General features: G+C 65.2%; 26 protein-coding genes, 2 pseudogenes and 1 riboswitch. Of the genes and pseudogenes, 17 read left to right on the forward strand and 11 right to left on the reverse strand.

Annotation, left to right across the window (positions count from 1 at the left end; translation table 11 throughout):
• Nucleotides 1-35: 35 nt before the first annotated feature.
• The 5 genes from LWC34_RS47075 to LWC34_RS47095 form a co-directional block, all read right to left on the reverse strand.
• Nucleotides 36-995: a glycine betaine ABC transporter substrate-binding protein gene (locus LWC34_RS47075; RefSeq protein WP_233731949.1), complete on the reverse strand. Its 960-nt coding sequence runs from the start codon at nt 993-995 to the stop codon at nt 36-38.
• Nucleotides 992-1,702 carry an ABC transporter permease gene (locus LWC34_RS47080; protein ID WP_233734094.1) on the reverse strand — a complete coding sequence of 237 codons (711 nt, stop codon included), beginning with the start codon at nt 1,700-1,702 and terminating at the stop codon, nt 992-994. Before LWC34_RS47080 ends, LWC34_RS47075 begins: the two co-directional genes overlap by 4 nt.
• Before the next feature lie 38 nt (nt 1,703-1,740).
• The gene (locus tag LWC34_RS47085) at nt 1,741-2,838 is read right to left on the reverse strand and encodes an ABC transporter ATP-binding protein (RefSeq protein WP_308200250.1); all 1,098 of its coding nucleotides are present in this window, start codon (nt 2,836-2,838) and stop codon (nt 1,741-1,743) included.
• Entirely contained in the window at nt 2,828-3,478 is a 651-nt protein-coding gene (locus LWC34_RS47090; RefSeq protein WP_233731950.1) for an ABC transporter permease, read from the reverse strand. The genes LWC34_RS47085 and LWC34_RS47090 overlap by 11 nt, the downstream gene beginning before the upstream one ends.
• 397 nt (nt 3,479-3,875) lie before the next feature.
• Nucleotides 3,876-4,985, reverse strand: a complete 1,110-nt coding sequence (locus tag LWC34_RS47095; RefSeq protein ID WP_233731953.1) for a hypothetical protein — start codon at nt 4,983-4,985, stop codon at nt 3,876-3,878.
• Nucleotides 4,986-5,067: 82 nt separating this feature from the next.
• Between LWC34_RS47095 and LWC34_RS47100 the strand changes: the two genes are divergently transcribed.
• Complete coding sequence (locus LWC34_RS47100) at nt 5,068-6,660, forward strand: hypothetical protein (RefSeq protein WP_233731955.1); 1,593 nt, start codon at nt 5,068-5,070, stop codon at nt 6,658-6,660.
• Here LWC34_RS47100 and LWC34_RS47105 read toward each other — a convergent pair.
• Complete coding sequence (locus tag LWC34_RS47105; protein WP_233731959.1) at nt 6,650-7,591, reverse strand: helix-turn-helix domain-containing protein; 942 nt, start codon at nt 7,589-7,591, stop codon at nt 6,650-6,652. The genes LWC34_RS47100 and LWC34_RS47105 overlap by 11 nt on opposite strands.
• Nucleotides 7,592-7,709: 118 nt before the next feature.
• Here LWC34_RS47105 and LWC34_RS47110 point away from each other — a divergent pair, with 118 nt between their 5' ends.
• Both LWC34_RS47110 and LWC34_RS47115 read left to right on the forward strand, forming a co-directional pair.
• Nucleotides 7,710-8,519 (forward strand): alpha/beta hydrolase, encoded by an 810-nt coding sequence (locus LWC34_RS47110; protein WP_233731961.1) that lies wholly within the window; start codon nt 7,710-7,712, stop codon nt 8,517-8,519.
• A 54-nt stretch (nt 8,520-8,573) separates the two neighbouring features.
• Nucleotides 8,574-8,798, forward strand: a complete 225-nt coding sequence (locus LWC34_RS47115) for a hypothetical protein (protein WP_233731962.1) — start codon at nt 8,574-8,576, stop codon at nt 8,796-8,798.
• A gap of 39 nt (nt 8,799-8,837) precedes the next feature.
• On the opposite strand, the gene LWC34_RS47120 is transcribed toward LWC34_RS47115, so the two are convergent.
• Entirely contained in the window at nt 8,838-9,314 is a 477-nt protein-coding gene (locus tag LWC34_RS47120; RefSeq protein ID WP_233731964.1) for a carboxymuconolactone decarboxylase family protein, read from the reverse strand.
• Between the two features lie 126 nt (nt 9,315-9,440).
• Here LWC34_RS47120 and LWC34_RS47125 point away from each other — a divergent pair, with 126 nt between their 5' ends.
• The 9 genes and pseudogenes from LWC34_RS47125 to LWC34_RS59190 all read left to right on the forward strand — a co-directional run.
• Nucleotides 9,441-10,322 (forward strand): RNA polymerase sigma-70 factor, encoded by an 882-nt coding sequence (locus LWC34_RS47125; protein ID WP_233734096.1) that lies wholly within the window; start codon nt 9,441-9,443, stop codon nt 10,320-10,322.
• Nucleotides 10,323-10,424: 102 nt separating this feature from the next.
• On the forward strand, nt 10,425-11,612 hold the full coding sequence (locus LWC34_RS47130) for an LLM class flavin-dependent oxidoreductase (protein ID WP_233731966.1): 1,188 nt from the start codon (nt 10,425-10,427) through the stop codon (nt 11,610-11,612).
• 38 nt (nt 11,613-11,650) lie between these two features.
• Complete coding sequence (locus LWC34_RS47135; protein ID WP_233731968.1) at nt 11,651-12,040, forward strand: MarR family winged helix-turn-helix transcriptional regulator; 390 nt, start codon at nt 11,651-11,653, stop codon at nt 12,038-12,040.
• The gene (locus LWC34_RS47140) at nt 12,037-12,702 is read left to right on the forward strand and encodes a CE1759 family FMN reductase (RefSeq protein ID WP_233731981.1); all 666 of its coding nucleotides are present in this window, start codon (nt 12,037-12,039) and stop codon (nt 12,700-12,702) included. Before LWC34_RS47135 ends, LWC34_RS47140 begins: the two co-directional genes overlap by 4 nt.
• Nucleotides 12,703-12,750: 48 nt before the next feature.
• Entirely contained in the window at nt 12,751-13,314 is a 564-nt protein-coding gene (locus tag LWC34_RS47145; RefSeq protein ID WP_233731983.1) for a hypothetical protein, read from the forward strand.
• Between the two features lie 186 nt (nt 13,315-13,500).
• Nucleotides 13,501-13,740, forward strand: a complete 240-nt coding sequence (locus LWC34_RS47150; protein WP_233734097.1) for an MFS transporter — start codon at nt 13,501-13,503, stop codon at nt 13,738-13,740.
• Between the two features lie 24 nt (nt 13,741-13,764).
• Nucleotides 13,765-14,400: an MFS transporter gene (locus LWC34_RS47155; protein WP_233731986.1), complete on the forward strand. Its 636-nt coding sequence runs from the start codon at nt 13,765-13,767 to the stop codon at nt 14,398-14,400.
• The gene (locus tag LWC34_RS47160; RefSeq protein WP_233731991.1) at nt 14,397-14,813 is read left to right on the forward strand and encodes a Dabb family protein; all 417 of its coding nucleotides are present in this window, start codon (nt 14,397-14,399) and stop codon (nt 14,811-14,813) included. The genes LWC34_RS47155 and LWC34_RS47160 overlap by 4 nt, the downstream gene beginning before the upstream one ends.
• A gap of 2 nt (nt 14,814-14,815) precedes the next feature.
• Nucleotides 14,816-15,115, forward strand: a pseudogene (locus tag LWC34_RS59190) (nuclear transport factor 2 family protein); the annotation flags it as partial.
• A 108-nt stretch (nt 15,116-15,223) separates the two neighbouring features.
• Here the strand turns inward: LWC34_RS59190 and LWC34_RS59195 are convergent.
• Nucleotides 15,224-15,445 (reverse strand): annotated as a pseudogene (locus LWC34_RS59195) (hypothetical protein); the annotation flags it as partial.
• 84 nt (nt 15,446-15,529) lie between these two features.
• Here LWC34_RS59195 and LWC34_RS47170 point away from each other — a divergent pair.
• Nucleotides 15,530-15,742 (forward strand): hypothetical protein, encoded by a 213-nt coding sequence (locus LWC34_RS47170; RefSeq protein ID WP_233731994.1) that lies wholly within the window; start codon nt 15,530-15,532, stop codon nt 15,740-15,742.
• Between the two features lie 157 nt (nt 15,743-15,899).
• On the opposite strand, the gene LWC34_RS47175 is transcribed toward LWC34_RS47170, so the two are convergent.
• The 3 genes from LWC34_RS47175 to LWC34_RS47185 all read right to left on the reverse strand — a co-directional run bounded on the left by LWC34_RS47175 (nt 15,900) and on the right by LWC34_RS47185 (nt 18,029).
• Complete coding sequence (locus tag LWC34_RS47175; protein WP_233731997.1) at nt 15,900-16,409, reverse strand: hypothetical protein; 510 nt, start codon at nt 16,407-16,409, stop codon at nt 15,900-15,902.
• 68 nt (nt 16,410-16,477) lie between these two features.
• Nucleotides 16,478-17,677 carry an ATP-binding protein gene (locus tag LWC34_RS47180; RefSeq protein ID WP_233732000.1) on the reverse strand — a complete coding sequence of 400 codons (1,200 nt, stop codon included), beginning with the start codon at nt 17,675-17,677 and terminating at the stop codon, nt 16,478-16,480.
• Nucleotides 17,678-17,687: 10 nt separating this feature from the next.
• Nucleotides 17,688-18,029, reverse strand: coding sequence for a nuclear transport factor 2 family protein (locus tag LWC34_RS47185; RefSeq protein WP_233732002.1), 342 nt, complete (start codon nt 18,027-18,029; stop codon nt 17,688-17,690).
• A 104-nt stretch (nt 18,030-18,133) separates the two neighbouring features.
• Between LWC34_RS47185 and LWC34_RS47190 the strand changes: the two genes are divergently transcribed.
• The 4 genes from LWC34_RS47190 (at nt 18,134) to LWC34_RS47205 (ending at nt 21,545) form a co-directional block, all read left to right on the forward strand.
• The gene (locus tag LWC34_RS47190) at nt 18,134-18,628 is read left to right on the forward strand and encodes a nitroreductase/quinone reductase family protein (RefSeq protein WP_250109475.1); all 495 of its coding nucleotides are present in this window, start codon (nt 18,134-18,136) and stop codon (nt 18,626-18,628) included.
• Nucleotides 18,623-18,762: riboswitch (cobalamin riboswitch) on the forward strand. (Overlaps the previous gene by 6 nt.)
• A 31-nt stretch (nt 18,763-18,793) precedes the next feature.
• Nucleotides 18,794-19,735, forward strand: coding sequence for an ABC transporter substrate-binding protein (locus LWC34_RS47195; protein WP_233732004.1), 942 nt, complete (start codon nt 18,794-18,796; stop codon nt 19,733-19,735).
• On the forward strand, nt 19,732-20,763 hold the full coding sequence (locus LWC34_RS47200) for a FecCD family ABC transporter permease (protein WP_233732005.1): 1,032 nt from the start codon (nt 19,732-19,734) through the stop codon (nt 20,761-20,763). Before LWC34_RS47195 ends, LWC34_RS47200 begins: the two co-directional genes overlap by 4 nt.
• Entirely contained in the window at nt 20,760-21,545 is a 786-nt protein-coding gene (locus LWC34_RS47205) for an ABC transporter ATP-binding protein (protein WP_233732006.1), read from the forward strand. Before LWC34_RS47200 ends, LWC34_RS47205 begins: the two co-directional genes overlap by 4 nt.
• Nucleotides 21,546-21,630: the final 85 nt, after the last annotated feature.

Consider the following 21,630-nt stretch of genomic DNA (forward strand, 5'->3'; position numbering starts at 1 on the left):
TGAGTGGTTAGCAGGGTTAGAACCCGGACAACCACTCACGAGGTGACGAAGCCTTCGCGAGCCAGCCAGTCACGGGCGACGACGGCGGGATCGCGGCCGTCGACGTCGACTTCCGCGTTGAGTTTGCGCATGGTGTCGTTGTCGAGCTTGGCCAGTATCGGCGCCATCACCTGCGCGACCTGTGGATGGGCCGCGTCGAAGTCCTTGCGCAGGGTGACTGTGGCGTTGTACTGCGGGAAGAACTTCCTGTCGTCTTCGAGGACCACCAGGTTCAGCGCGAGGATCCGGCCGTCGGTGGTGAAGACCTCGCCGAAGTTGCAGTTCCCGTTCGCTGTCGCGGTGTAGATGGTGCCCGTTCCGAAGACCTTGACTTGCACGGATCGTGGGTCGAAGTCGTAGGCCTTCGCTACGCCGGGGAAACCGTCCCTGCGGCTGACGAATTCGGTCTCCAGGCAGAAGATGCCCTTCGACGAGTCCTTTTTGATCAGATTGACCATGTCGCTGGTGGTCTTGAGGTTGTTGGCACGCGCGAATTCCTGCGTCACAGCGAACGCGTAAGTGTTGTTCACGGCCGAATACGGCAGCCATACGATGCCGTTCTGCGCCAGGTCGGCGTCGCGGACGGCTTCGTACTGCGCGCGTTCGTCCGGGATCGGGTCGGTGTTGCCGAGGTAGGAGATCCAGCCGGTGCCGGTGTAGTCCCACGACAGGTCGATATCCTCGGTCAACAGAGCTTGGCGGGCGCTGTTGGAGCCCTGGATGTTGGTCATGTCACGGACATCCGCGCCCGCCGCGGTCAACGCGACTTCCGCGATATAGCCGAAAATGTGGCTCTCGGTGAAGTCCTTCGAGCCGACCGCGACGGCCACATTGGACAGTTCGGGGATCGGTTTGACGGACCGAGGACCGACTTTGAACGGCAGCGTGTACGAGGTCTCCAGGCCACAACCGGCGAGCAGTCCGGCCGTGGCGACCAACGCGGCAAGACGTTTCACCGCAACCCCTTCGGTCCGAGATACGTTTCCGCGATCGTGCCGAGCCAGTCGACAAGCAGCGCCAAGGCGACGGCGAGGACGGCGCCGGTGATCAGCACAGTCAGCCGGGAAAGCTTGTATCCGGTGTCGATCAGCAGGCCGAGCCCGCCGCCGTTGACGAATACCGCCAAGGTCGCCACACCGACCGCGTGCACAAGCGATGTACGTGAACCGGCGAGGATCAGCGGGATCGCCAGCGGCAGTTCGATCCGGCGCAGGACCGCGAACCCGGACATCCCGATGCCGCGGCCCGCGTCGACCAACGCGTAGTCCACCTGCTGCAGGCCGACCATTGTGTTACGCAGTACGGGAAGCAGTGAGTAGAACGTGATCGGGATGACGGCGGCCCACAGGCCTTCCCAGCCGGACAACAGGAAGAACAGCACCAGGATGCCGATCGACGGCGACGCCTGCCCGATCGTCGCGACCGCCAGGAAGAACGGCGCCGCGGGGCGGGCCCACTGCCTGGTCAGCACGATCCCGAGCGGCACCGCGATGACCATCACCAGCGCTGTCACCACAAGGCTGATCACCAGGTGGTCCCAGACCGCGTCGAGCAGGACTGGGCCGTTGATGCTCTGCCGTTCGATGGGGTCAAGGTCCTGCGTGAACGCCCACACCAGCACGGCCGTGACCAACACGACCACAGCGATCGGCTGGGCGAACATCCGTATGCCGGTCGCCCGCTTGGTCTCGACTGCGGCTGTCACACTGTCTCCCGCAGTTCTCGGACCATCGACATCACGGTGTCGATCTCGACGAGTCCGACGTACTCGCCGCGAGCTCCGGTCACGACGGCGTTGCCGCCCTCGGTCAGGATCGCCTCAAGCGCGTCCTGCAGGGTCGACTCGTTCGACACCATGTCCCGGATTGGGCGCCGTACTTGTGGTTCACGCACATGCACCCACGCGATCGGCCTGCGACGCACGTCGAGCACCAGTGCGAAGCTCTTACCCGCTTCCCGCAGACGGCGACGGACCTCCGCCGGTTCGTCCTGCGTGGACACAGTGACGTCGGCCTGTGTCAGCTCGACGTCACGAACTCGCCGCAGCGTCAACTGTTTCAGCGACGCACCGGCGCCAACGAACCCGGCGACCGTGTCATCGGCTGGGTTGGCGAGCACTGCTTCGGGTGTGTCGTACTGCAGGATCTTGGACTGGTTGCCGAGCACGACGATCCGGTCGCCGAGTTTGACGGCTTCGTCGAAGTCGTGCGTGACGAACACGATTGTCTTACGCAGCTCGGCCTGCAGGCGCATGAGCTCGTCCTGCAGGTTGCCCCGGGTGATCGGGTCGACCGCACCGAATGGTTCGTCCATCAGCAAAACCGGCGGATCGGCTGCCAATGCCCGCGCCACACCGACCCGTTGCTGCTGCCCGCCGGAGAGCTGACGCGGGAAGCGGTCCCGGTATTCGGCCGGGTCGAGCCCGACCAGATCGAGCATCTCCTCGACCCGGTCGGCGACCTTTTTACGCTCCCAGTCAAGCAAACCCGGGACGACGCCGACGTTCTGGCCGACCGTCATATGCGGGAACAACCCGGCTTGCTGGATGGCGTAACCGATGGTGCGCCGCAACTTGTCGGGGTCGAGAGTGGACGTGTCCTTGCCGCCGATGGTGATCTGGCCGGACGTCGGCTCGATCAACCGGTTGATCATGCGCATGGTTGTGGTCTTGCCACACCCGGATGGCCCGACGAAGACCACGATTTCCCCTGCGGGAATGGTGATCGAGAAGTTGTCGACCGCGGCCGGACGGCGACCGTACCGTTTGGTCACGTCGGTCAGCTTGATCTCACTGGCCACGGATCCCCCTCGAAGTCGTGTAACGGCCGATCAGCACGAAGATGCCGTCGAGAATGAGCGCGAGTACGACGATGCCGACCGTGCCCGCGATGGCCTGGTTGGTCGCGTTGGCACTGCCCGCCCGTGTCAATCCGGCGAAGATCTCGACACCGAGCCCAGGCCCGCGGGCGTAGGCCGCGATCGCCGCGATCCCCATCAGCATCTGCGTTGACACCCGCATGCCAGCGAGAATGGCTGGCCAAGCCAGCGTCAGCTCGATCCTCGTGAGCACGCCCAACCGATTCATGCCGATACCACGGGCGGCATCGGTGATCGCACCGTCCACACCGGCCAGTCCGACGATCGTGTTGCGCACGATCGGCAACAGGCCATAAAGGACGAGCGCGGCGACCGTCGGTGGCGCGCCAAGCCCGAGAACGGGAATGAGCAGCCCAAGTAGCGCGAACGACGGAATCGTCAGGATCGCGCTCGTCAACGCGGTCGCGATGGTCGAACCGGCGGGGCTGCGGTAGACGGCGACGCCGACCGTGACACCAACGAGCGCGGCGAGGATCGTACATTGGACGACCGCGCTGACGTGCAGCAACGACTCGCTGAGCAGCCTGCTCCGGCGGTCGTGCACGAAGTCCCAGAAGCTCACGGCCCTCCCCAGGGTTGATCAACGACACCGCAAGGTGCCCAGGGGCGGACCGGGATAAACATTCAGGTCCGAAATGGACCGCCAGCGAGCGGGTGGCGTGCCGTGAAGGCCACCCTCGCGGCGTTAGACGCGCGAGGGCTTCCTTTCGCGCGTTGGATGCCAGTGCCAGGAACCGAGCACGTCCTTGCGTTGGCTGCTCTCGCGCGCACCTTAGAGTTAGAGTCCACTATGGATAAAATCGCCTCGTCAGTCACACGTGCCACATCAGCCTCACCTATCACGCAACGCAACGCCGCGAAGGCCACCTTGACTGCACTCAACGCACCAAACTCGGCCCTCACGCCCTCGAATAGCGTGTTTCCCGCGAACAGCGGATTTATGGGCAACTTGAATTGCATCAGTCGGCGACCAGGTGCCAGGGCTGACCGTGCTCCTCGGTGATAGCGACGACAAGGCGGCGTGACACATGCGCGGACAATCCGTCCGCGAACTGGTTCGACGGGCGCAAGCGTGCGTTGACATCCGACGAGGCCGGGCCCTCAAGCGCGCCAAGCAAGAACGAGCCGGAAGAAACCCCGAGCAGATCAAGGGCGGCCCACGCACCTCGAACACGCTGGCCGCCGACGCGAACACCATGATCAGGGGCAGTCGCATAGAGCTGATCGGCGATGTCGCCGACCCGTTGGGAAATCCGGAGCGTGAGCTCACGGGCGGAGCTGCGGTCCAGATCCCTGGCACCGCCACGGCGGGCAGGCGGAACGGGTGGGTCGGACCGCTGGATGGGGGCGTCGAGCTGGTCCTGGTCGAACAAATCCGTCTGCGTCGGCATCGGTGACGGCAGCGGCTGGCCGATCGGGCCCGTCATCCCAGGCAACCGTCCAGACCTGGTGAACAAGTCGATGGTCATGCCCAGACCAGTCGCGTATGCCCAGGACATGGCCAGTGGGTACGTCCCATGGTGATGCGACCACGGCAGCAGGCTGTTCAAGCGGTCACGTTGCTGGGCTGTCACGCGCGTTGGTGGCGCCTCCGAGCGGCCGCGTGCCTCACCGGCCAAGGTCAACCCCGGACGGTCGAACAGCAGGTCCGGGCGGGTTTTGGTGGCGCTCAAATGCCCGGCGAGGGCCGTCGGTAGGACGTCGATATGGGTCGCCGCGTCCTGCCATTGGTACGCGGCCTGAACGGTCGCCGTGAGCATGCCGAGGCCGATAGACTCGCTGACGAACCGACGGATATGCGCGGCGCTGGCCCGGAACGGCTCCTCGCGCAGCCGGAGGGGATTGCCCTCCAGGTAGCACAGCACCGGGCGGAGCTCGTGCTGGCGGGTTTCGTATCTGATCGGGCCGCTGGCCGGGACTGCCAGTGCGTTCACGCTGATCGCGTAGCTCAGGTCGACGGGCAGCAGACGGTCGGCCGCGACCCGGTGGATGCCGTCCACCTCGGGATATGGATCGACGTAGCCGGGCCGCTCGGTCCAGGCGAACTGCCGCAAGGTGATCCAGGCCACCACCGCAGATTAGCCGTGAGAAGAAAACCGCAAGGCCGCTCGGGTCGAATGGACCGGCCACTATGGACGGGGAGTGAGCTCGATGCGGGTATGGGTTGTGCTGTTCGCGCTGGTCGCCGGGCTCTTGGCGGGCTGCGAGGACGAGCCGGAAGGACAGAAAGGCCCGAACACGAAACCCGAGCCCGCGCTGGCCGCGCGCTTCGCCCCGCTGGTGTTCCTCGCCAACGGCGAATCGCACCTGCCGATGGACGCGACCGAGTACGCGCGACAGTCCTCGCTGTGGTTCGCCGACGCGCGCTGCGATGACGTCGAGGTAGCTGGCCGTGTCGAACCACAGAAGCTCGGCAAGGGACCGGATCTCTACAGGTCAAGCCGGTGTACGTCCGTGGCGGTCAACGACACCGACTTCCCGGCTGAAGACACCGGGTTCTTCCTGCGTCCGCCCGAGTCCACCCGCACAGGGCAGGGCGTGGGCGCGCCAGCGTACTGGGAGTACCACGAGCACGAAGGCAAGGCGGCTTACCTGTACTGGTTCTTCTACGGCTACAACAAGTCCGTCAACGTGCACGAAGGCGACTGGGAACGGATCGCGGTCCAGGTCCAAGGCGGCAAGCCGACGGCGGTGACGTTCTACGGGCACGGCCGCACACCGTGTGCCTTGCCGTGGGAGAGCCAGCAGCTAGCCAAGATCGATGACCACCCGCAGATCTACTCGGCCAAGGGGTCGCACGCGTCCTATCCGGACACCGCGAATCTCTCCTACGACCGGCGCTCCGCGGGGACTCAGTGGAATACGTGGGAGCGGCTGCTCCCGGTCGAGCAGGAGCCGTGGTTCGGGTATCGGGGCTGGTGGGGGCCGCAGAGCTGGATTCCGTTCAACGGATTCAACGGGCCGATGGGCCCGTATCCGCAGCGTGGCCTCAACGTGTTCCCCGAGAAGCAGTGCGACGAGAAGGAACCGGAGATCACCGCGCAGCTCCCGCAGGCGTTCGAAGGCGAGTGGGAGACGCGTGATCCCGCGACGCAAAAGCCGGAGTCGAAGCCGTACCACATGCGTGTCAGCCTGGCGAAGGACAAGAGCACGGTCCGTTACCGCACGACCTGGACCGATTCGAACCCCAAGCTGGCATGCGATGGCACGTGGGCGGCGACCGCGGCGACGGACAAGTTCGTACAAATGCATGAGCAGATCGTGACCACGTCCGCAGGCGACTGCGTTCCCGAAGGAACTGTCAACCTGACGCCCGACGGCGACGCGCTCAAGGTCGTCGTCCGCGGTGGCAGGATCACGATGACAGCCAAGCTCTACAAGCGGACCGAACCTGCGAACGAACAAGCTGGTGCGCTGGAACGGTTCGAGGAGTACCTGCACGCGGTCGGCAACGAGAACCTCGACGTGGTCTGCGAAATCGCCGGGCCCGGCGCCAAGAAGGCCGAGCAGAAGGGCTTCGGCCCGTGCCGCACGACGATGCCCATCATGTTCAAGATGTTCTCGCCACAGCAGAAAGCCGCCCTGCGAACGGCCACTGTGGACAAAAGTCAGGTGATCGAGAAGCCGGGCGTTGTCGAGGTCCCCGCCACGGCCGTGCGTGCGGGCAGCGTCAAGTTCACGTCGTCCAACCTCGGTGACTACACAATGACCCTGATGAACGGCAAGTGGTTCGTCACCGACTGACCATCCGGCGCCATTCGCTCGGTAGAAAGCCATACGCCGCACGGAATCGCCGGGTGAAATGCGTCGGATCCCGGAAGCCCCACCGCAACGCGATGCTCGCGATCGACCGGGAGCCCGGGCCGGCGAGCTCGGCCTTGGCGTGCTCAAGACGAGTACTGATGATCCACTGCTCAAGGCTCATGCCTGCCTCGGCGCACACGCGGTAGAGATGGCGCGGGGAAAGCGCGAGCGCGATGGCGATGCTCGCCGGACTCAGCTCGGGATCGTGCAGGTTTTGCCTTACGTAGGCCCGAATCTGCGTGATCAAGGTCTGCTCGACGATGTCACGGCGGTCCGGCGACGCGTCCAACGCGGTCACGATCAGCGCACGCGCCAGCTCGATCGCCGCAGACCCGAGCATGTGCGCCGCCGGGCTCGCGCTGAGCGTCTCCGCCTGGCTCGCCATATCCGCGATATGCCTGCTGACCAGGCCGTACAGCGGGCTGGCCGTCAGCCGGAGGCTTGCCTGTCGCACCAGGTCGGCAGGCATGCCCAGCTGATCGACCGGGATGTTGAACGACTGCGCAGCGCCCGGCCCGCTCCACGCGTAGTCGAACGGTTTGCTGACGTCCACGAGCAACGCCTCACCGGCCGACAGCGCACGTGTCGCCGGTCCGCTGCGATGCCGGGCGGTTCCTATTCCGTGCACGCCGATGGCGATGTGTTCACCGGATGCCGAGCGAGCGGCTTTTGCCGTCCTGGTAAGGCAAACCCCGTTGGACTCGGCACGAAAGATCGCCGCGGCACCGAACGGCCACAACTCCAAGCGGCCGCGCACAGGTTCGTCAGCCAATGTCACCTGGGAGGCGCCTGAGGTGTCACGCATGGCCGTGATCAACGCGTCGCGCCGGTCGCGTTGGGCGAGTGCTGAGGTGTCGAGCAGAACGGCCATGCGGTTTCCTTTCACCGGCGGTGAAGGCCGACGGCACGGCACTGTGAGCCGATTCGGCGTGCTGCGAATGATCCTAGGCTCACGGAACCGGGCTTGAACTCCCCCGAAAGGCGGCGAAGTGAAGACCATCGTCCTCGTGCACGGCTTCTGGGTGACCCCACGCAGCTGGGAGCACTGGGTCTCGCACTATCAGCAGGCTGGCTACAACGTGGTCGCGCCAGCGTACCCCGGCTTCGAAGTGGAGGTCGAGGCGCTCAACGCCGACCCGACGCCGATCGAGGAAGTCACTGCCCCGCAGATCATCGCGCACCTCGAGGCCGTGGTCAGCGGGCTGGACGAGCCGCCGATCATCATCGGCCACTCCGCGGGCGGCGCGTTCACCCAGGTCCTGCTGGACCGCGGGCACGGCGCGGCAGGCGTCGTGCTGAACTCCGCGCCGACCGAAGGCGTTCTGGTCACGCCGTTGTCCCAGATCCGCTCGACATTCCCGGTGTTGAAGAACCCAGCCAACCGGCACAAAGCCGTCGGGCTGACCCTTGAGGAGTGGACGTACGCGTTCACCAACACCTTCACCGACGAGGAATCCCGCGCGTTGTACGAGCGCTACCACATCCCGGCGTCCGGCAGGATTCTGTGGAATGGCGTTCTGGCGAACCTTCAGCCAGGGCCGCAGGACATTCACGTGGACTACCACAACGACAACCGCGCGCCGCTGCTGTTCGTGTCCGGCAGCGAAGACCACATCATGCCGCCGAAAGTGCAGCGCTCCAACGCGAAGCACTACAAGTCCGACACCATCACGGAAATCAAGGAGTACGAAGGCAAAGCGCATCTGCTGCCCGCGCAGGAGGGCTGGGCGGAGATCGCCGACTACGTCCTGGCATGGGCCGTCGAGCGGGCCGGGTGGCCCGCGCCCGCTGGCGCCTAACCACTATGGTTTAAGGCGTTCTGCTCGACAGTCCCCACTGACAGGAGCATGACCATGGCAGTTTCCGCTGATCTGGCGAAGCAACTCGACAAGGCCTACGAGGAAAAGACCGTCGCGGAGGTACTGGACGCGCCAGTAGCCGCACTGTCCGGGGTCAGCGAGGGCGACGCGGAGAAGCTGGCTGCGGCCTTCGGTATCAAGACCGTGCGCGACCTTGGCACCAACAAGTACTTCAAGCTGGCAGCGGCACTCAACGAGCTCGACGCAGCCGCCAAGTGACCCGAAGGATGCCCGGGGCCGAGGCCCCGGGCATCCCGCTCAGTGTTCGAACATGCCCGGCACGTACGAACCCGCCGGGTTGCGCACGATCACGTTCATCCGGTTGGCCGCGTTGATCAGTGCGACCGCGCAGATCAACGCGGCGACCTGGTCGTCGTCGTAGTGCTTGCGCACCTGGGCCCACGTCTCGTCAGACACACCTTGGTGGTGGTCGGCGAGACGGGTGCCCTCCTCGGCGAACGCCAACGCGGCCCGCTCGGCCTCGGTGAACACGGTCGCTTCCCGCCAGACGGCGACCAGGTTGAGCCGGATCGAGGTCTCCCCACGGGCCTCGGCGTCCTTGGTGTGCATGTCGACGCAGAAACCGCAGCCGTTGATCTGGCTGGCGCGCAGCGCGACCAGCTCCTGTGTCGTCTTCGGCAGCGACGACTGCTGGAGCACCGTCGCGGTGTTGGCGAACCGCTTGCCGAACTTGCCGGCGAGCTCGTTGTCGAACAGGTTGAATCGGGCTTCCATCGTCTCGTCCTCACTCGTTCTGCTGCACTGGACGAACACCAGATGCCGCCCGCCCGGACCCTGTGACAGCTCGGAGAAGTGACGTGGAGCACGTCACAAAACGGAGGGCTGCGGCGTCGGATGGACATGGATGACCGCGCGACCGAGGCGTTCCTCGCCCACCGGAACCTGCTGTTCACCGTTGCCTACGAAATGCTCGGCTCCGCCGCTGACGCGGAGGACGCCCTGCAGGAGACCTGGCTGCGCTGGGTGGGCGTGGACCTCGACACGGTCCGGGACCATCGCGCTTACCTGGTCCGGATCGCGACCCGTCAAGCGCTCACCCGGCTGCGCACGCTCGGCAGGCGTAAGGAGTCCTACGTCGGCCCGTGGCTGCCTGAGCCGCTGCTGACCTCGCCGGACGTGGCCGAGGACGTCGAACTGGCCGACAGCGTCTCGACGGCGATGCTGCTGGTGCTGGAGACGCTGACGCCGACCGAGCGGGCCGTGTTCGTGCTGCGTGACGTGTTCGACTTCGGCTACGACGAGATCGCCGAGGCCGTCGACAAGAGCGCCGCCGCGGTCCGTCAGATCGCGCACCGGGCGCGGGCTCACGTCGCCGCGCGCAGGACGCGTGGGGTGGCGTCTGCCGCCGAGACTCAAGGCGCGATGCACGCGTTCCAGCGCGCCGTCGAGACAGGCGATCTGCAGTGCTTGCTGGACGTTCTCGCACCGGACGTCGTGCTGATGAGCGACGGCGGCGGGATCAAGCAGGCCCTGCTAAGGCCGATTGTCGGCGCTGAACGGGTGGCTCGCGTGCTCGCGGTCGGGCTTGAGCGGATCCACAACTTGCTCACGCTGGAGCCTGCCCAGGTCAACGGCTATCCGGCGCTGGTGTTCCGGCTCGATGGCGAGCTGGACAGCGTGATGACGCTGCGGATCGACGACGGCAAGGTCACCGGGCTCTACACCGTGCGTAACCCGGAGAAGCTGTCCCATATGGACAAACAGACCGAGTTGTGCCGCTGATCACGGCGGGAATGTGCCAGCGCCCCGGCTGGTTCAACTGCATGCAAATGCATATACTTGGCGCACTGGCGGAGCCAGGAGCAGCGAAGATGTGGAGGAGTCATGCAGTTCGGATTGTTCTCGGTCAGCGACATCACGCGCGATCCGGTGTCCGGCGAGACCCCGAGCGAGGCGGAGCGGATCGACGCCGTCGTGCGGATCGCGCAGCACACCGAAGAGGTCGGGATGGACGTGTTCGCCATCGGTGAGCACCACAACCCGCCGTTCTTCTCGTCTTCGCCGACCACCTTGCTGTCGCACATCGCGGCGACCACCAAGCGCTTGATCGTGACCACTGCGACCACGCTGATCACGACAAACGACCCGGTGCGCATCGCCGAGGAATACGCGATGCTCCAGCACCTGTCGAAGGGCCGCGTGGATCTGATGCTCGGCCGCGGCAACACCGCGCCGGTGTACCCGTGGTTCGGCCAGGACATCCGCAACGGTCTGCCGTTGGCGCTGGAGAACTACAACCTGCTGCACCGGTTGTGGCGGGAGGACGTGGTCGACTTCGAAGGCAAGTTCCGCACGCCGCTGCAGGGCTTCACCTCCGTCCCGCGCCCGCTGGACGACGTGCCGCCGTTCGTGTGGCACGGCTCGATCCGTACCCCGGAGATCGCCGAGCAGGCCGCGTTCTACGGCAACGGTTTCTTCGCCAACAACATCTTCTGGCCGAAGGAGCACTACGTCCGGCTGATCAACTTCTACCGGCAGCGTTACGCGCACTACGGCCACGGCACCGAGGCGCAGGCCATCGTCGGCCTCGGCGGACAGGCGTTCATCGCGAAGAACTCGCAGGACGCCATCAAGCAGTTCCGTCCTTACTTCAACGAGGCCCCGGTCTACGGCCACGGCCCGAAGATGGAGGACTTCATGCAGATGACGCCGTTGTCGGTGGGCAGCCCGCAGGAAGTGATCGACAAGACGCTGACCTTCCGCGAGTACTTCGGCGACTACCAGCGCCAGCTGTTCCTGATGGACCACGCGGGACTGCCGCTCAAGACCGTGCTCGAGCAGCTCGACCTGCTCGGCGGCGAGGTCGTGCCGGTGCTGCGCAAGGAGTTGGAAGCCAAGCGTGCCCCGGAGGTACCGGACGCGCCGACGCATCAGAGCCTCGTGAAGGCGAAGTACGGCGACAACCCGCCGCGCCAGCCGCGCCCGAACGCCAACCGTGGCGACAACGTCACCGGAGCCTCGCCGTACCAGGACAGCGACCCGGCCTTCGAGGCCAGCTACCCGGCGCTGTGAACACCGGCAAGACGGCCAACGCCGCGTGGGAGGCCTTGATGGCCGCCCACGTGAGGTTGATGCGGGATTTCGCGGCGCAGGACATCTGGCACGAGGCGACGATGCGCGAGTACGACGTGCTCTACACGTTGTCGAAATGTCCTGCGCCGCTGCGGATCGGCGAGCTGCACAAGCACTTGCTGCTCAGCCAGCCCGCCCTGTCACGGATGGTGGACAGGTTGGTGGAGCGAGGTTTCATTGAGCGGCTGGCCGCTCCGGAGGATGGCCGTGGCGTGCGGTTGGCGTTGACGGACACCGGCCGCAAGGTGCAGCAGGACATCGGCCGCAAGCACGCGCGTGACGTCGCCCGCGCGGTCAGCACGCGGCTCAATCCCGAAGAACTCAGGCAACTTGAAGCGATTTGCAAGAAACTGGCAGGGGACTCATGAGCACTTTCAAGGTCGTCGCGGTTTCCGCGGGAACCAGCGATCCTTCGTCGACACGGTTGCTTGCTGACCGTACCGCTCAGCGCGTCGCCGCGTTGGCGGGGGAGCGTCAGCATTCGATCGAACTCCAGGTCATCGACCTGCGTGAGTTGGCTACGGAAATCACCACGGCACTGGTGTCCCAGCTGACCGGTCCTCGCCTGACCAAGGCGATCTCCGCGTTGGGCGACGCTGACGGGCTCATCGTCAGCACACCGGTCTACAAGGCCGGGGCGAGTGGACTGTTCACGGCGTTCTTCCAGATCCTGGACAACGACTTGCTGATCGCCAAGCCGATCGTCCTCGCGGCGACCGCCGGAACCGCCCGGCACGCGTTGGTCGTGGACGAGCAGTTGCGCGGATTGTTCGCGTTCATGCGGACCACGGCCGTGCCGACCTCGTTGTTCGCCTCCACTGAGGACTGGAGTGACCCGGCGCTCGCCAAGCGGATCGACCGCGCGGCCTTCGAGTTGCTGCTGCTGATGGAAAGCGGCTTCGCCAAGCAGGTCAGGGGCGAGTCGTGGCAGAAGTACCAGCACGAGTTCGGCAGCGCCGGTGGCACGGAGTTGTCGATCGATCTCGACTCGGACCTGATGCGTTTGGCCACGGGTGGCTCGGCCAAGTAGGTTCCGGCAGTTTGGCCCGCAGCAGTCGCGCCAAGTAGGTTTCCCGCTGTGACAGCGCAGGTGCCTGATGAGGTGTTCTTCGAGCGAGGCTGGTACTCGTTGACCGCGGTCGACGGTACCGGCCTGTTCGACCCGGAAGCGCACGACCTTGAGCCGATGACGGTCAGCTCCTCATGCTGGCGCGGCCACATCTGCGGCTATGCCGTCAGTGAAGGGCGCCTCCTGCTGCGGGACCTGATCATCGCGTCCGAGGATCCGCCACCCCTGATCCGCAAGGTCGTGCCGGTGCGGGACGGGGACGAGGACGATCAGCAGTGGCTCTACCAGAATCTGGAAATCCCAGTCGCGTTCACCGGGCGCCTGCTGATCGGCGACGGTGACATCAAGGGCCGCCCCTACCTCAACATGGGATTCAAGCCCGCCTGGATGTACCGCGAAGTCCACGAGCTCACTTTCAAGGCTGGCGCGTTGGTCGACGCCGCCGACCGTTCCGCGCAGTTGGCGGCGGTGCGCGAAACGGGCCCGCCCACCCAGCCCACGGCAGGAGAATCGACCGCGGACTGGGTCTCCCGGACGTTCTCGCTGAGCTACCACTACAGCTGGCCTACGTAGACAGCGAATAGGCGATTTTCGCCGACGCGACCACCCCGCCGCCGCTGCGAATCTCGTCATCGTGAACACACCGAGCCGGACGGCCAGAGCGACGGTGTTGGCCGCGGCGATCATCGCGCCGAGCGCACCCGCGGCGGAACGGTCACGGACCGTCTCGGACGGCGGCCGCTGCTGGTCGGCAGCCTCCTGCTTTACGCCCTCGCGGGCACGGCGGGTTACTTCGTCAACGACTTGTACGTCCTGCTGGCTACGAGGGCACTGCTCGGTGTGGCGGTCGGCGGGATCATGACCGCGATCAGCGCGACGATCACCGACTGGTTCGAAGGCGCGCGCCGAGCATCCTTCCTCGGGCCGCAACAGGCCTTCGCGAGCCTCGGCGGCGTCATTTTCCTGCCACTGGCAGGCGTTCTAGCCGCAGTGGACTGAAAGGCGCCGTTCTGGATCTACGCCGTGTCGGCGCTCATCCTGCCGTTCGCGTTGGTCGCGATCCCACAGAGAACCCGAGCCGCGGAAGCCAAGATCGAGGCGAAATCGGAGCAGCAGAAGCGGATTCTGGGGATCTACGCGCTGGCTCTCGTTGCCACACTTGTCTTCTACATGGCGCCGACACAACTTCCTTTCCTACTAGTGGAATTCGGCGTCGGCCCGGCACTCACCGGCGCGGTGGTCGCGGGCAGCACGGTCACCGGAGTCATTGGCGCGCTTGCCTTCCCGCTTGTCCGCAACCGGCTGAGTCCCAGCATGATCACCACCGCCAGCGTTCTTCTGCTTGGCGTCGGATGGTTGCTGATCGGGATAGCTGGAAACGTCGTCCTGGTCGTGATCGGACTGCTCGTCGGCGGTGTCGGCGTCGGACTCGTCGTCCCGAACCTGAACCTGCGGCTGGCGGAGCTGGCACATCCGCTGCGGCGCGGGAAAGTCCTCAGTGGACTCGTCAGCGGCATCTTCCTCGGTCAGTTCCTGTCACCGCTGGCCGTGCAACCACTCGTTCAGACCATCGGCATCGCCGACGCCTTCACATACAGCGGTGTGGCGCTCGCGGTCGCCGCGACCGTTTTCACCTTCAAGGAAAGGAAAGTTCGATGATTTACCACGGAAACCGGTTCACCCTCAAGCCGTACGCGGCACCCGAGCAGGTCGAAGTCGCTATGGAAAGCCTGCGCAACCAGGGCAGGGTCATTCCGTCGGTGAAGTCCTTCGTCGTCGGCCGCGATCACGGCGGCGAGTACGAATGGGGCGCCACGTACGTCATCGAGGACCTCGAAGGCTACTGGGAGTACCTGATCCACCCCGCGCACCTGAACACCGACCGGGTCGGGCTGCCCCTTGTCGACAAGTTCGTCTCGTTCGACATCACCGACGAACTCGACCCCGACATGGGCGCGAAGATCGCCGAGCTGCACAAGAGGCGCTACGACACCATGCCCGACATCAGCAAGCTGGTCGCCGACCTCGGCGAATACACCGGCAGCGCTGCCCATGGAAAGCACGGAGAATGATCATGCCATTCGACCGGCTCGTCGGTGAGTGGACCAACATCTGGAACGGCAACCTCGCGCTGATCGACAGCGCGATCCACCCCGACTTCATCGCGCACGCCGCCCCGCTCACCGGCGGACCGGCCACGACCACCGAAGGCAGGGACCACCTGCGTACGTGGGTCAGCGCGAACCACACCGCGATGGACGACCTGCGGTTCACCACACATGTCGGCCCGTTCGTGGACGACCCGTTCATCGTCCTGCGGTGGCACGCACAAGGCCGCGAGATCGAGTTCTACGGCACCGACATCCTCAGGGTGGTCGACGGCAAGATCGCGGAGTACTGGGTGAACTCGGACAGCCTGTGGTTCGCACAGCAGATGGGCATCGGTCGTGCCAGGGCTCAGAAACAGCCGTGCGGCAACCTCTTTGGACGTCTGGCCAGTGGCTACGAGCCGCGCGATGTGCATCTCCTGGACGGTGAGTTCGTCGAGGGTGTTCGCCGATCGGTTCCGCGCTTGTGCGCCCGTCGCGCGCAGTTCGTCCGCGGCACGGCGGGCGAAGGCGTCCATCCCGATGGTGGAGAACATCTCGTGCGCAGTACGGAGTTGGTTGCGGGCGTCAGCCTTCGATTCTGGCGCCGCAGCCATTCTCCGTACAGCAAGTGCGCTCTGGCTCGGTAGGGCGGTGTATCGAGCAGGCCCAGAGCTTCCTGGTAGTCGTCCTCGTTTCCGGTGACCAGGCCGCGTGCGTACGCCTGGACACCAAGCGCCCACGGGGTACCGCTGGCCTGTGTCCGTTCGGTGAACGACTCCAGCTCGGCCGCGGCGATGTCGGCCGAGTCGCACCGGATCGCGGCCTCGATCAACTCCGGCTGGGCGATTCCCGTGAGGAACAGATCGCCCGCGGCGACGGCCTTGCGTGCTTCGGCCAACGCCACCGGATAGTTGGCGAGGCCGTTGTTAAACACAGCCGCTGACCAGTGAATATTCGCTTCCAACTGGCCGAGCCCGCGTGCCGAGGCCACCGCGGACACGATCTCGATCAGCTCGGCTGCTTCCTCCTTGCGGCCACGCAGCGCGGCGAGGTGCAGCCGGGAATAGGTCATCGACGGCACGCCCACCGCGTCCGCGATCGCTTCCTCCTCGGCGATCGCGTCCGTCGCCGCGGCGACATCGCCGTCAGGACGTTCTGGACCGCCAGCTGGGCGAGTCCGAGCCGGAGCACGGTCGGCGACCCGGAGCTGCGGCCGGTTTTCATCAGCCACTCGACGATCGTGGCGTGCGCGTGCTCGTCCCAGAGTTCACCGGCGATCATCGTGGCCAGCGCGGGCCGCTGGGTCCATATCTCGCTGTCGGCAAGCACTTCCCGCAGCGCGGGGGCAGCGGTCTTGTGCCCGGACGTGGTCAGCTGGACCAAAGCGTCAAGGATGTCGCCAGCGGGCGCGGCGGAGCGGGCCGCGTCGAGCACGGTGTCCATCACGCCACTGCCCCGGCCGACGACCATCGCCATTTCCAGCGCGTCCGTCAAGCATCGGCGAGACCAGGCGGGGTCTATGTCCGCGAGCCGTTGGGCAGCGCGCAACATGAACTTGGGACCGTTGCTGTCGCGCATGAAGGAAACCTGACCACGCAACAGATCGACCTTTGCGTGCGTACGTTCGTCTCTGGGCTCCACGGTTGTCAGCAACGCGTCCGTGGCACCCGCGTCGAGTTTCGCTTGCGCGGCGGCGAGCGTCCGGTCGAGGCGTTTGTCATTGTCCGCGGATAGCGCGGCCGCGCGTTCCAGGAAGGCTGCGGCGGCAGCAACCCCGCCACGCCGCTACGCGAGCGCGCCCTCGACGCGGAGGCTTCCAGTTCCGTGGCGATGTCTTCGCTGGGCCCGGTGCCGGACTGGGAGCGATGCCAGGCTCGCCGGTCGGGATCCGTGTCCGGGTTGGTGACGTCGGCGAGCACCCGGTGCACGGTGTGCAACTGGCCTGGTTGCGCGGCCCGATACACGGCGGATCGCGCCAGTGGATGGCAGAAGTGCACGCGGGTACCGAACTCGATCAGGCCAATAGCTTCCGCCGCGCCACCAGCCGTAGTGTCGATGCCGAGTTGCTTGGCGGCCATCCACAGCAGGTTCGGATCCCCGGTCGGATCCGCGCTCGCGAGGGTCAACAGGAGCCGGACCTCGTCGTCCAGGCTTTCCAACCTGGCCTGGAAGCTGCTTTCAATCCGGGTGGTGACCGTCGTGCTGTCCGGTGGCGCGAACCCACCCGCCTTCGGCAGCTCAAGCAGGGCCAACGGGTTGCCGCGTGCCTCGGCGACGATGCGCTCGCGTACCTGTTCGTCCAGGGTTGCCTTGAGCAACGCGCGCGCCTCGGCGTCCGGCAGGCCATTGAGAACCAGGCTGGGCAGTTCTTCCAGACCGTGCCGTGCCGTGAACACCATCGCCACAGGCTCGGACGCGATCCGTCGCGCGAGAAACGTGAGCGCTTTCGCCGACGCGTCATCCAGCCAATGCGCGTCGTCAACGAGGCACAACACAGGACGGTCCTTGGCGGCCTGACCGAGCAGTTGCAACGTGGCCAGGCCAACCTGGAACAGCTCCGGCGTACCGGTCGCGAGCCCGAAGGCAACCCGCAGCGCATCCGGCAGATCCGCCCGAACCGGCACGCAGAGCTGGTGCAAGGCGGCAAACGGGAGCTCAGACTCGAATTCTGAGCCGGATGCCTCGATCACGGTGAAGTCCGTTGCCGCCTGCCGAACGTGGTCAAGCAGGGTGCTCTTGCCCATGCCCGGCTCACCGCGGAGCACGAGCACGCCGCCGCTGCCATCGCGCGCCGCGCTGAGCAGCTCGTCGAGCCGCCTGACCTCGTCCTGTCTCCCGACCAGCATGGCTCCGAACCTACATGGGAACCTTGTCCAAGAACCCGTGCACGGTTTTGATCTTGCCGTCGGCGAGCACGATCACGTCGAAGCCGACCACGATATCCCCAAGATCCCACGTGAACCGCGCGATGTCATGATGCCCGTCAACCGGCCCAAGGCTGAACGTCAGCCCAGCGAACTGCTGCTGAACCGCGCCAACCATCTGGTCGATCGCTGCCGGACCGCTCGCTGTGCCAAGGGGATCGGTATAGGTGGCGTCCGATGTGTACAGCTCCTCGATGAGATGCTTGCGCTTCACCGGGTCCGTCTCGTTCCAGCTGTCGATGTAGCGCTGTGCGGTGATTTCGTATTCGGTCATGACTTAAGCTTGTCCACCCTCAAGCGCATAGCGATTACGTCGGAGGTCATGCCCTCGGCTACCGTGTGTCCGGCTCAGCGGCTGAAAGTCCACAATGGACTCCAATGAAGCGAGGACAGCACATGCCCGAATTGCGGCGATTTTTCGCCGGTATTGGCAAGACCAAGGCGTTGGCGGCGATCGGCCGCCGCCTCGCGCCAGCCGACCGGTGGGTGCTGCGGGCCACCGGCGGAAGGTTCGGCGTGGGAACGCCAATCGGGCTCCGAACCTTACTGCTCACCACAATCGGCCGGTCAAGCGGCCAGAAGCGCGAAGTCCCCCTGCTGTACGTGGAACGTGACGGCAAGTACATCGTGATCGGCTCGAACTGGGGCGGCGAACGCCACCCCGCGTGGTCGTCGAACCTGCTCGCCAACCCGGGCGCGGTCATCGCGCTCCGAGGCAAGCGCTTGGCCGTCCATGGCCGGTTGCTGGATGGTGACGAGCGGCAGGAGATGTGGGACGCCGTCGCATCGTACTGGCCCGCGTACAACAGCTATGCCGACCGGGCTGACCACCGCAAGATCAGGGTCTTCGTGCTCGAACCAGTTCCGAGGTAGGGTGTGCGCGCCGGTCCGCCCTGGGCCGGTTTCGTTCAGGCATCAGGAAGCCGGTGTGAGTCCGGCGCGGTCCCGCCACTGTGACCGTGACCTCGTCACGGAAGTCAGGAACTGACCTGTTCGGACGGCCCCAGCTGGGACGTGGACATCCCGGACGGAGTGGTGATGGTGCGTGCACGGATAGTTCTGCTCACTGCGCTCGTGGCTCTCAGTGGCTGCGCGGAAAGCAAACCCGCCGCGACCGCAGAGGGGGTGACGATCGACAACTGTGGGACGCGGATCACGTTCGACGGCGTGCCACAGCGAGTGATTGGTTACTACCAGCATCCGACCGAGATCATGGTCGCGTTGGGACTCCAGGACAAGATCGTCGGCACGGCCTACCCGGACAACGATCCGTTGCCGCGTTATGCCGATGTGTACACCGCGATTCCGAAGATCTCCGACAAGGACGCGTCCTTCGAGCAACTGCTCGCCAAGACGCCGGATCTGGTCTACGGCGGTTACGACAGCACTTTCGACGACAAGGAAGGCCGCTCGCGCGAGGCGTTCACCAAGGCCGGGATCAAGACCTATCTCAGCCGCGAGGCATGCAACGACCGTGCGGTCACAATGGACGATGTGTGGGAGGAATTCCGCACGGTTGGACGGATCTTCCAGATCCCGGAGCGCGCCGAAGCAGTGATCACCGAGCTGAAGGCGACCGTCACCAAGACGACAACACGGCTCAACGGTGTCCAGCCGGTGAAGGTCTTCGTGTTCGACAGTGGCGAAGCGACCGCGTTCACTTCTGGCGGAACGGGAATCGGCAACGAGGTCATCAAGCTCGCCGGTGGACAGAACGTCTTCGCCGATACCCAGAAGGACTGGGCCGATGTCTCGTGGGAGCAAGTGTTGCAGCGGTCACCTGACGTGATCGTCATCTACGACTACTTCGGCACACCGGCCGTGGACAAGAAAATCGAGTTCCTGCTCGGCAAACCGGAGCTGGCCTCGGTGCCCGCGATCAAGAACCGCAAGTTCTCGACGTTGACGTTGCAGGACACGGTTCTCGGCGTCCGCGCGCCCTACGCGGTCGAAAGCCTCGCCAAGCAGTTGCACCCATGAAACTCTCCTACCCGGCCGCGATGGCAGGGCTGACCCTGATCCTACTTGCTTCGATGGTCGCTGGAGTCGGGATTGGATCGATCGCGATCGCGCCAATGGACGTGATCACCGCTGTGCTGCACAAGATCATGCCGGATCTCGTCACGCCGACAGGACCGGCGTACGTCGACGCGGTCATCACCAACACTCGTGGGCCGCGGGTGATCCTGGGCGCGATCGTCGGCGCGGGACTGGCCACTGTGGGCATGGTACTGCAGGCGCTCGTGCGTAATCCCCTTGCGGATCTCTACCTTCTCGGGATTTCGTCCGGCGCGTCGGTTGGTGCTGTGGCGTCCATCCTGACGGGATTCGCTTTGTTCGGCGCGGCTTCGACCTCGGTGGCAGCTTTCATTGGGGCGATGGCGGCACTTCTGGTCGTGTACTTCGTCGCGCGAGCCGGTGGACGCCTCACGACCGTCGGGCTCGTGCTCGCGGGCGTCGCGGTGGCGTACGTGCTGTCCGCTGTGACGAGCCTGATGCTTCTGGTTGCCGACAACGCACAGCACGCTCGGCAGATTCTGAGCTGGCTGATCGGTGCACTAGGTGGCGCGACTTGGTCGCTGTGGGTTCCGCTGGTGGCTGTTGTCGTCGGCCTTGTCATCCTGATGGCGAACGCCCGTGCGCTCAATCTCCTGTACGCGGGCGAGGATGCCGCGATCTCGATGGGACTGGACGTACCCAGGTTCCGGATCACTATGTTCGTCATCACGTCCTTGCTGACGGGGTTGCTGGTCGCGGTCAGCGGGCCGATCGGCTTCGTCGGGCTGATCCTGCCGCACGCCGTACGTTTGGTCGTGGGCAGCGACCACCGCCGAGCACTTCCCGCAGCGGCGTTGGCGGGAGCCTCTTTCCTTGTGCTCGCGGATATCGCCGCGCGGACTTTGGCTTCACCGATGGAGATCCCGGTCGGCGTCTTCACGGCGTTGTGCGGTGGCCCGTTCTTCCTGTGGATGGTTCGACGCCAGACTTGGCGAGGGGCGAAGGCATGACCGCGCGCGTTGAGGTTTCCGGCGTCAGTGTGGAGCTCGGTGGCAGGCCCGTGCTGCGTGACGTCTCCCTGGACGCGAAGCCTGGGGAAGTGGTCGGTATCGTCGGCCCGAACGGCTCGGGAAAGTCCACTTTGCTGCGTGCGATGATCGGAATTCTCCAGCCGTCAGCAGGAAACGTCCGCATCGACGGTCTCGATGTGTTGAAGACAAAGGCACGTGACCGCGCCCGGATACTCGCGGCCGTGTTGCAGGACGCGACCGGCGACTTCGATCTCACGGTGCAGGACGTGGTGATGATGGGTCGCGCCTGCTACAAGAAGGCTTTCGAACGGGACAACGATCGCGATAGGACAGTCGTGGCCGACGCCTTGGCCGCCGTCGACGCTGGCGACCTCAAAGACCGCCAATTCGCATTCCTGTCCGGCGGGGAACGGCAACGTGTACTCATCGCGCGTGCGATCGCGCAGCAGCCTCGGGTGCTGGTGATGGACGAGCCGACCAACCACCTCGACCTGCGGCACCAGTTCGATGCATTGGCACTGCCCAGAAAACTCGGGGTGACGGCCGTGATCGCGTTGCACGATCTGAACCTTGCCGCTCACTACTGCGACCAGTTGCATTTACTGCACCACGGTTCGCAAGTCCGTTCAGGGACACCGGAAGAGGTTTTCGACTCGGCGACGCTGGCCGAGGTCTACGGTGTCGCTGGCGTTGTGACTTCGCATCCAGTCACCGGTCGTCCGCATATCATGCTTGATCCAGGTGAAACAATGAACAAGTGACTACAGATCATGAAAGGCCAGGGTTGATCTTGTCCTTGGGCGGCGTGTCCTCCCGGATCCTGATCGATTCATGATCTACGCAGGG

This window comes from Kibdelosporangium philippinense, from assembly GCF_021390435.2.
Lineage (GTDB): Bacteria > Actinomycetota > Actinomycetes > Mycobacteriales > Pseudonocardiaceae > Kibdelosporangium > Kibdelosporangium philippinense.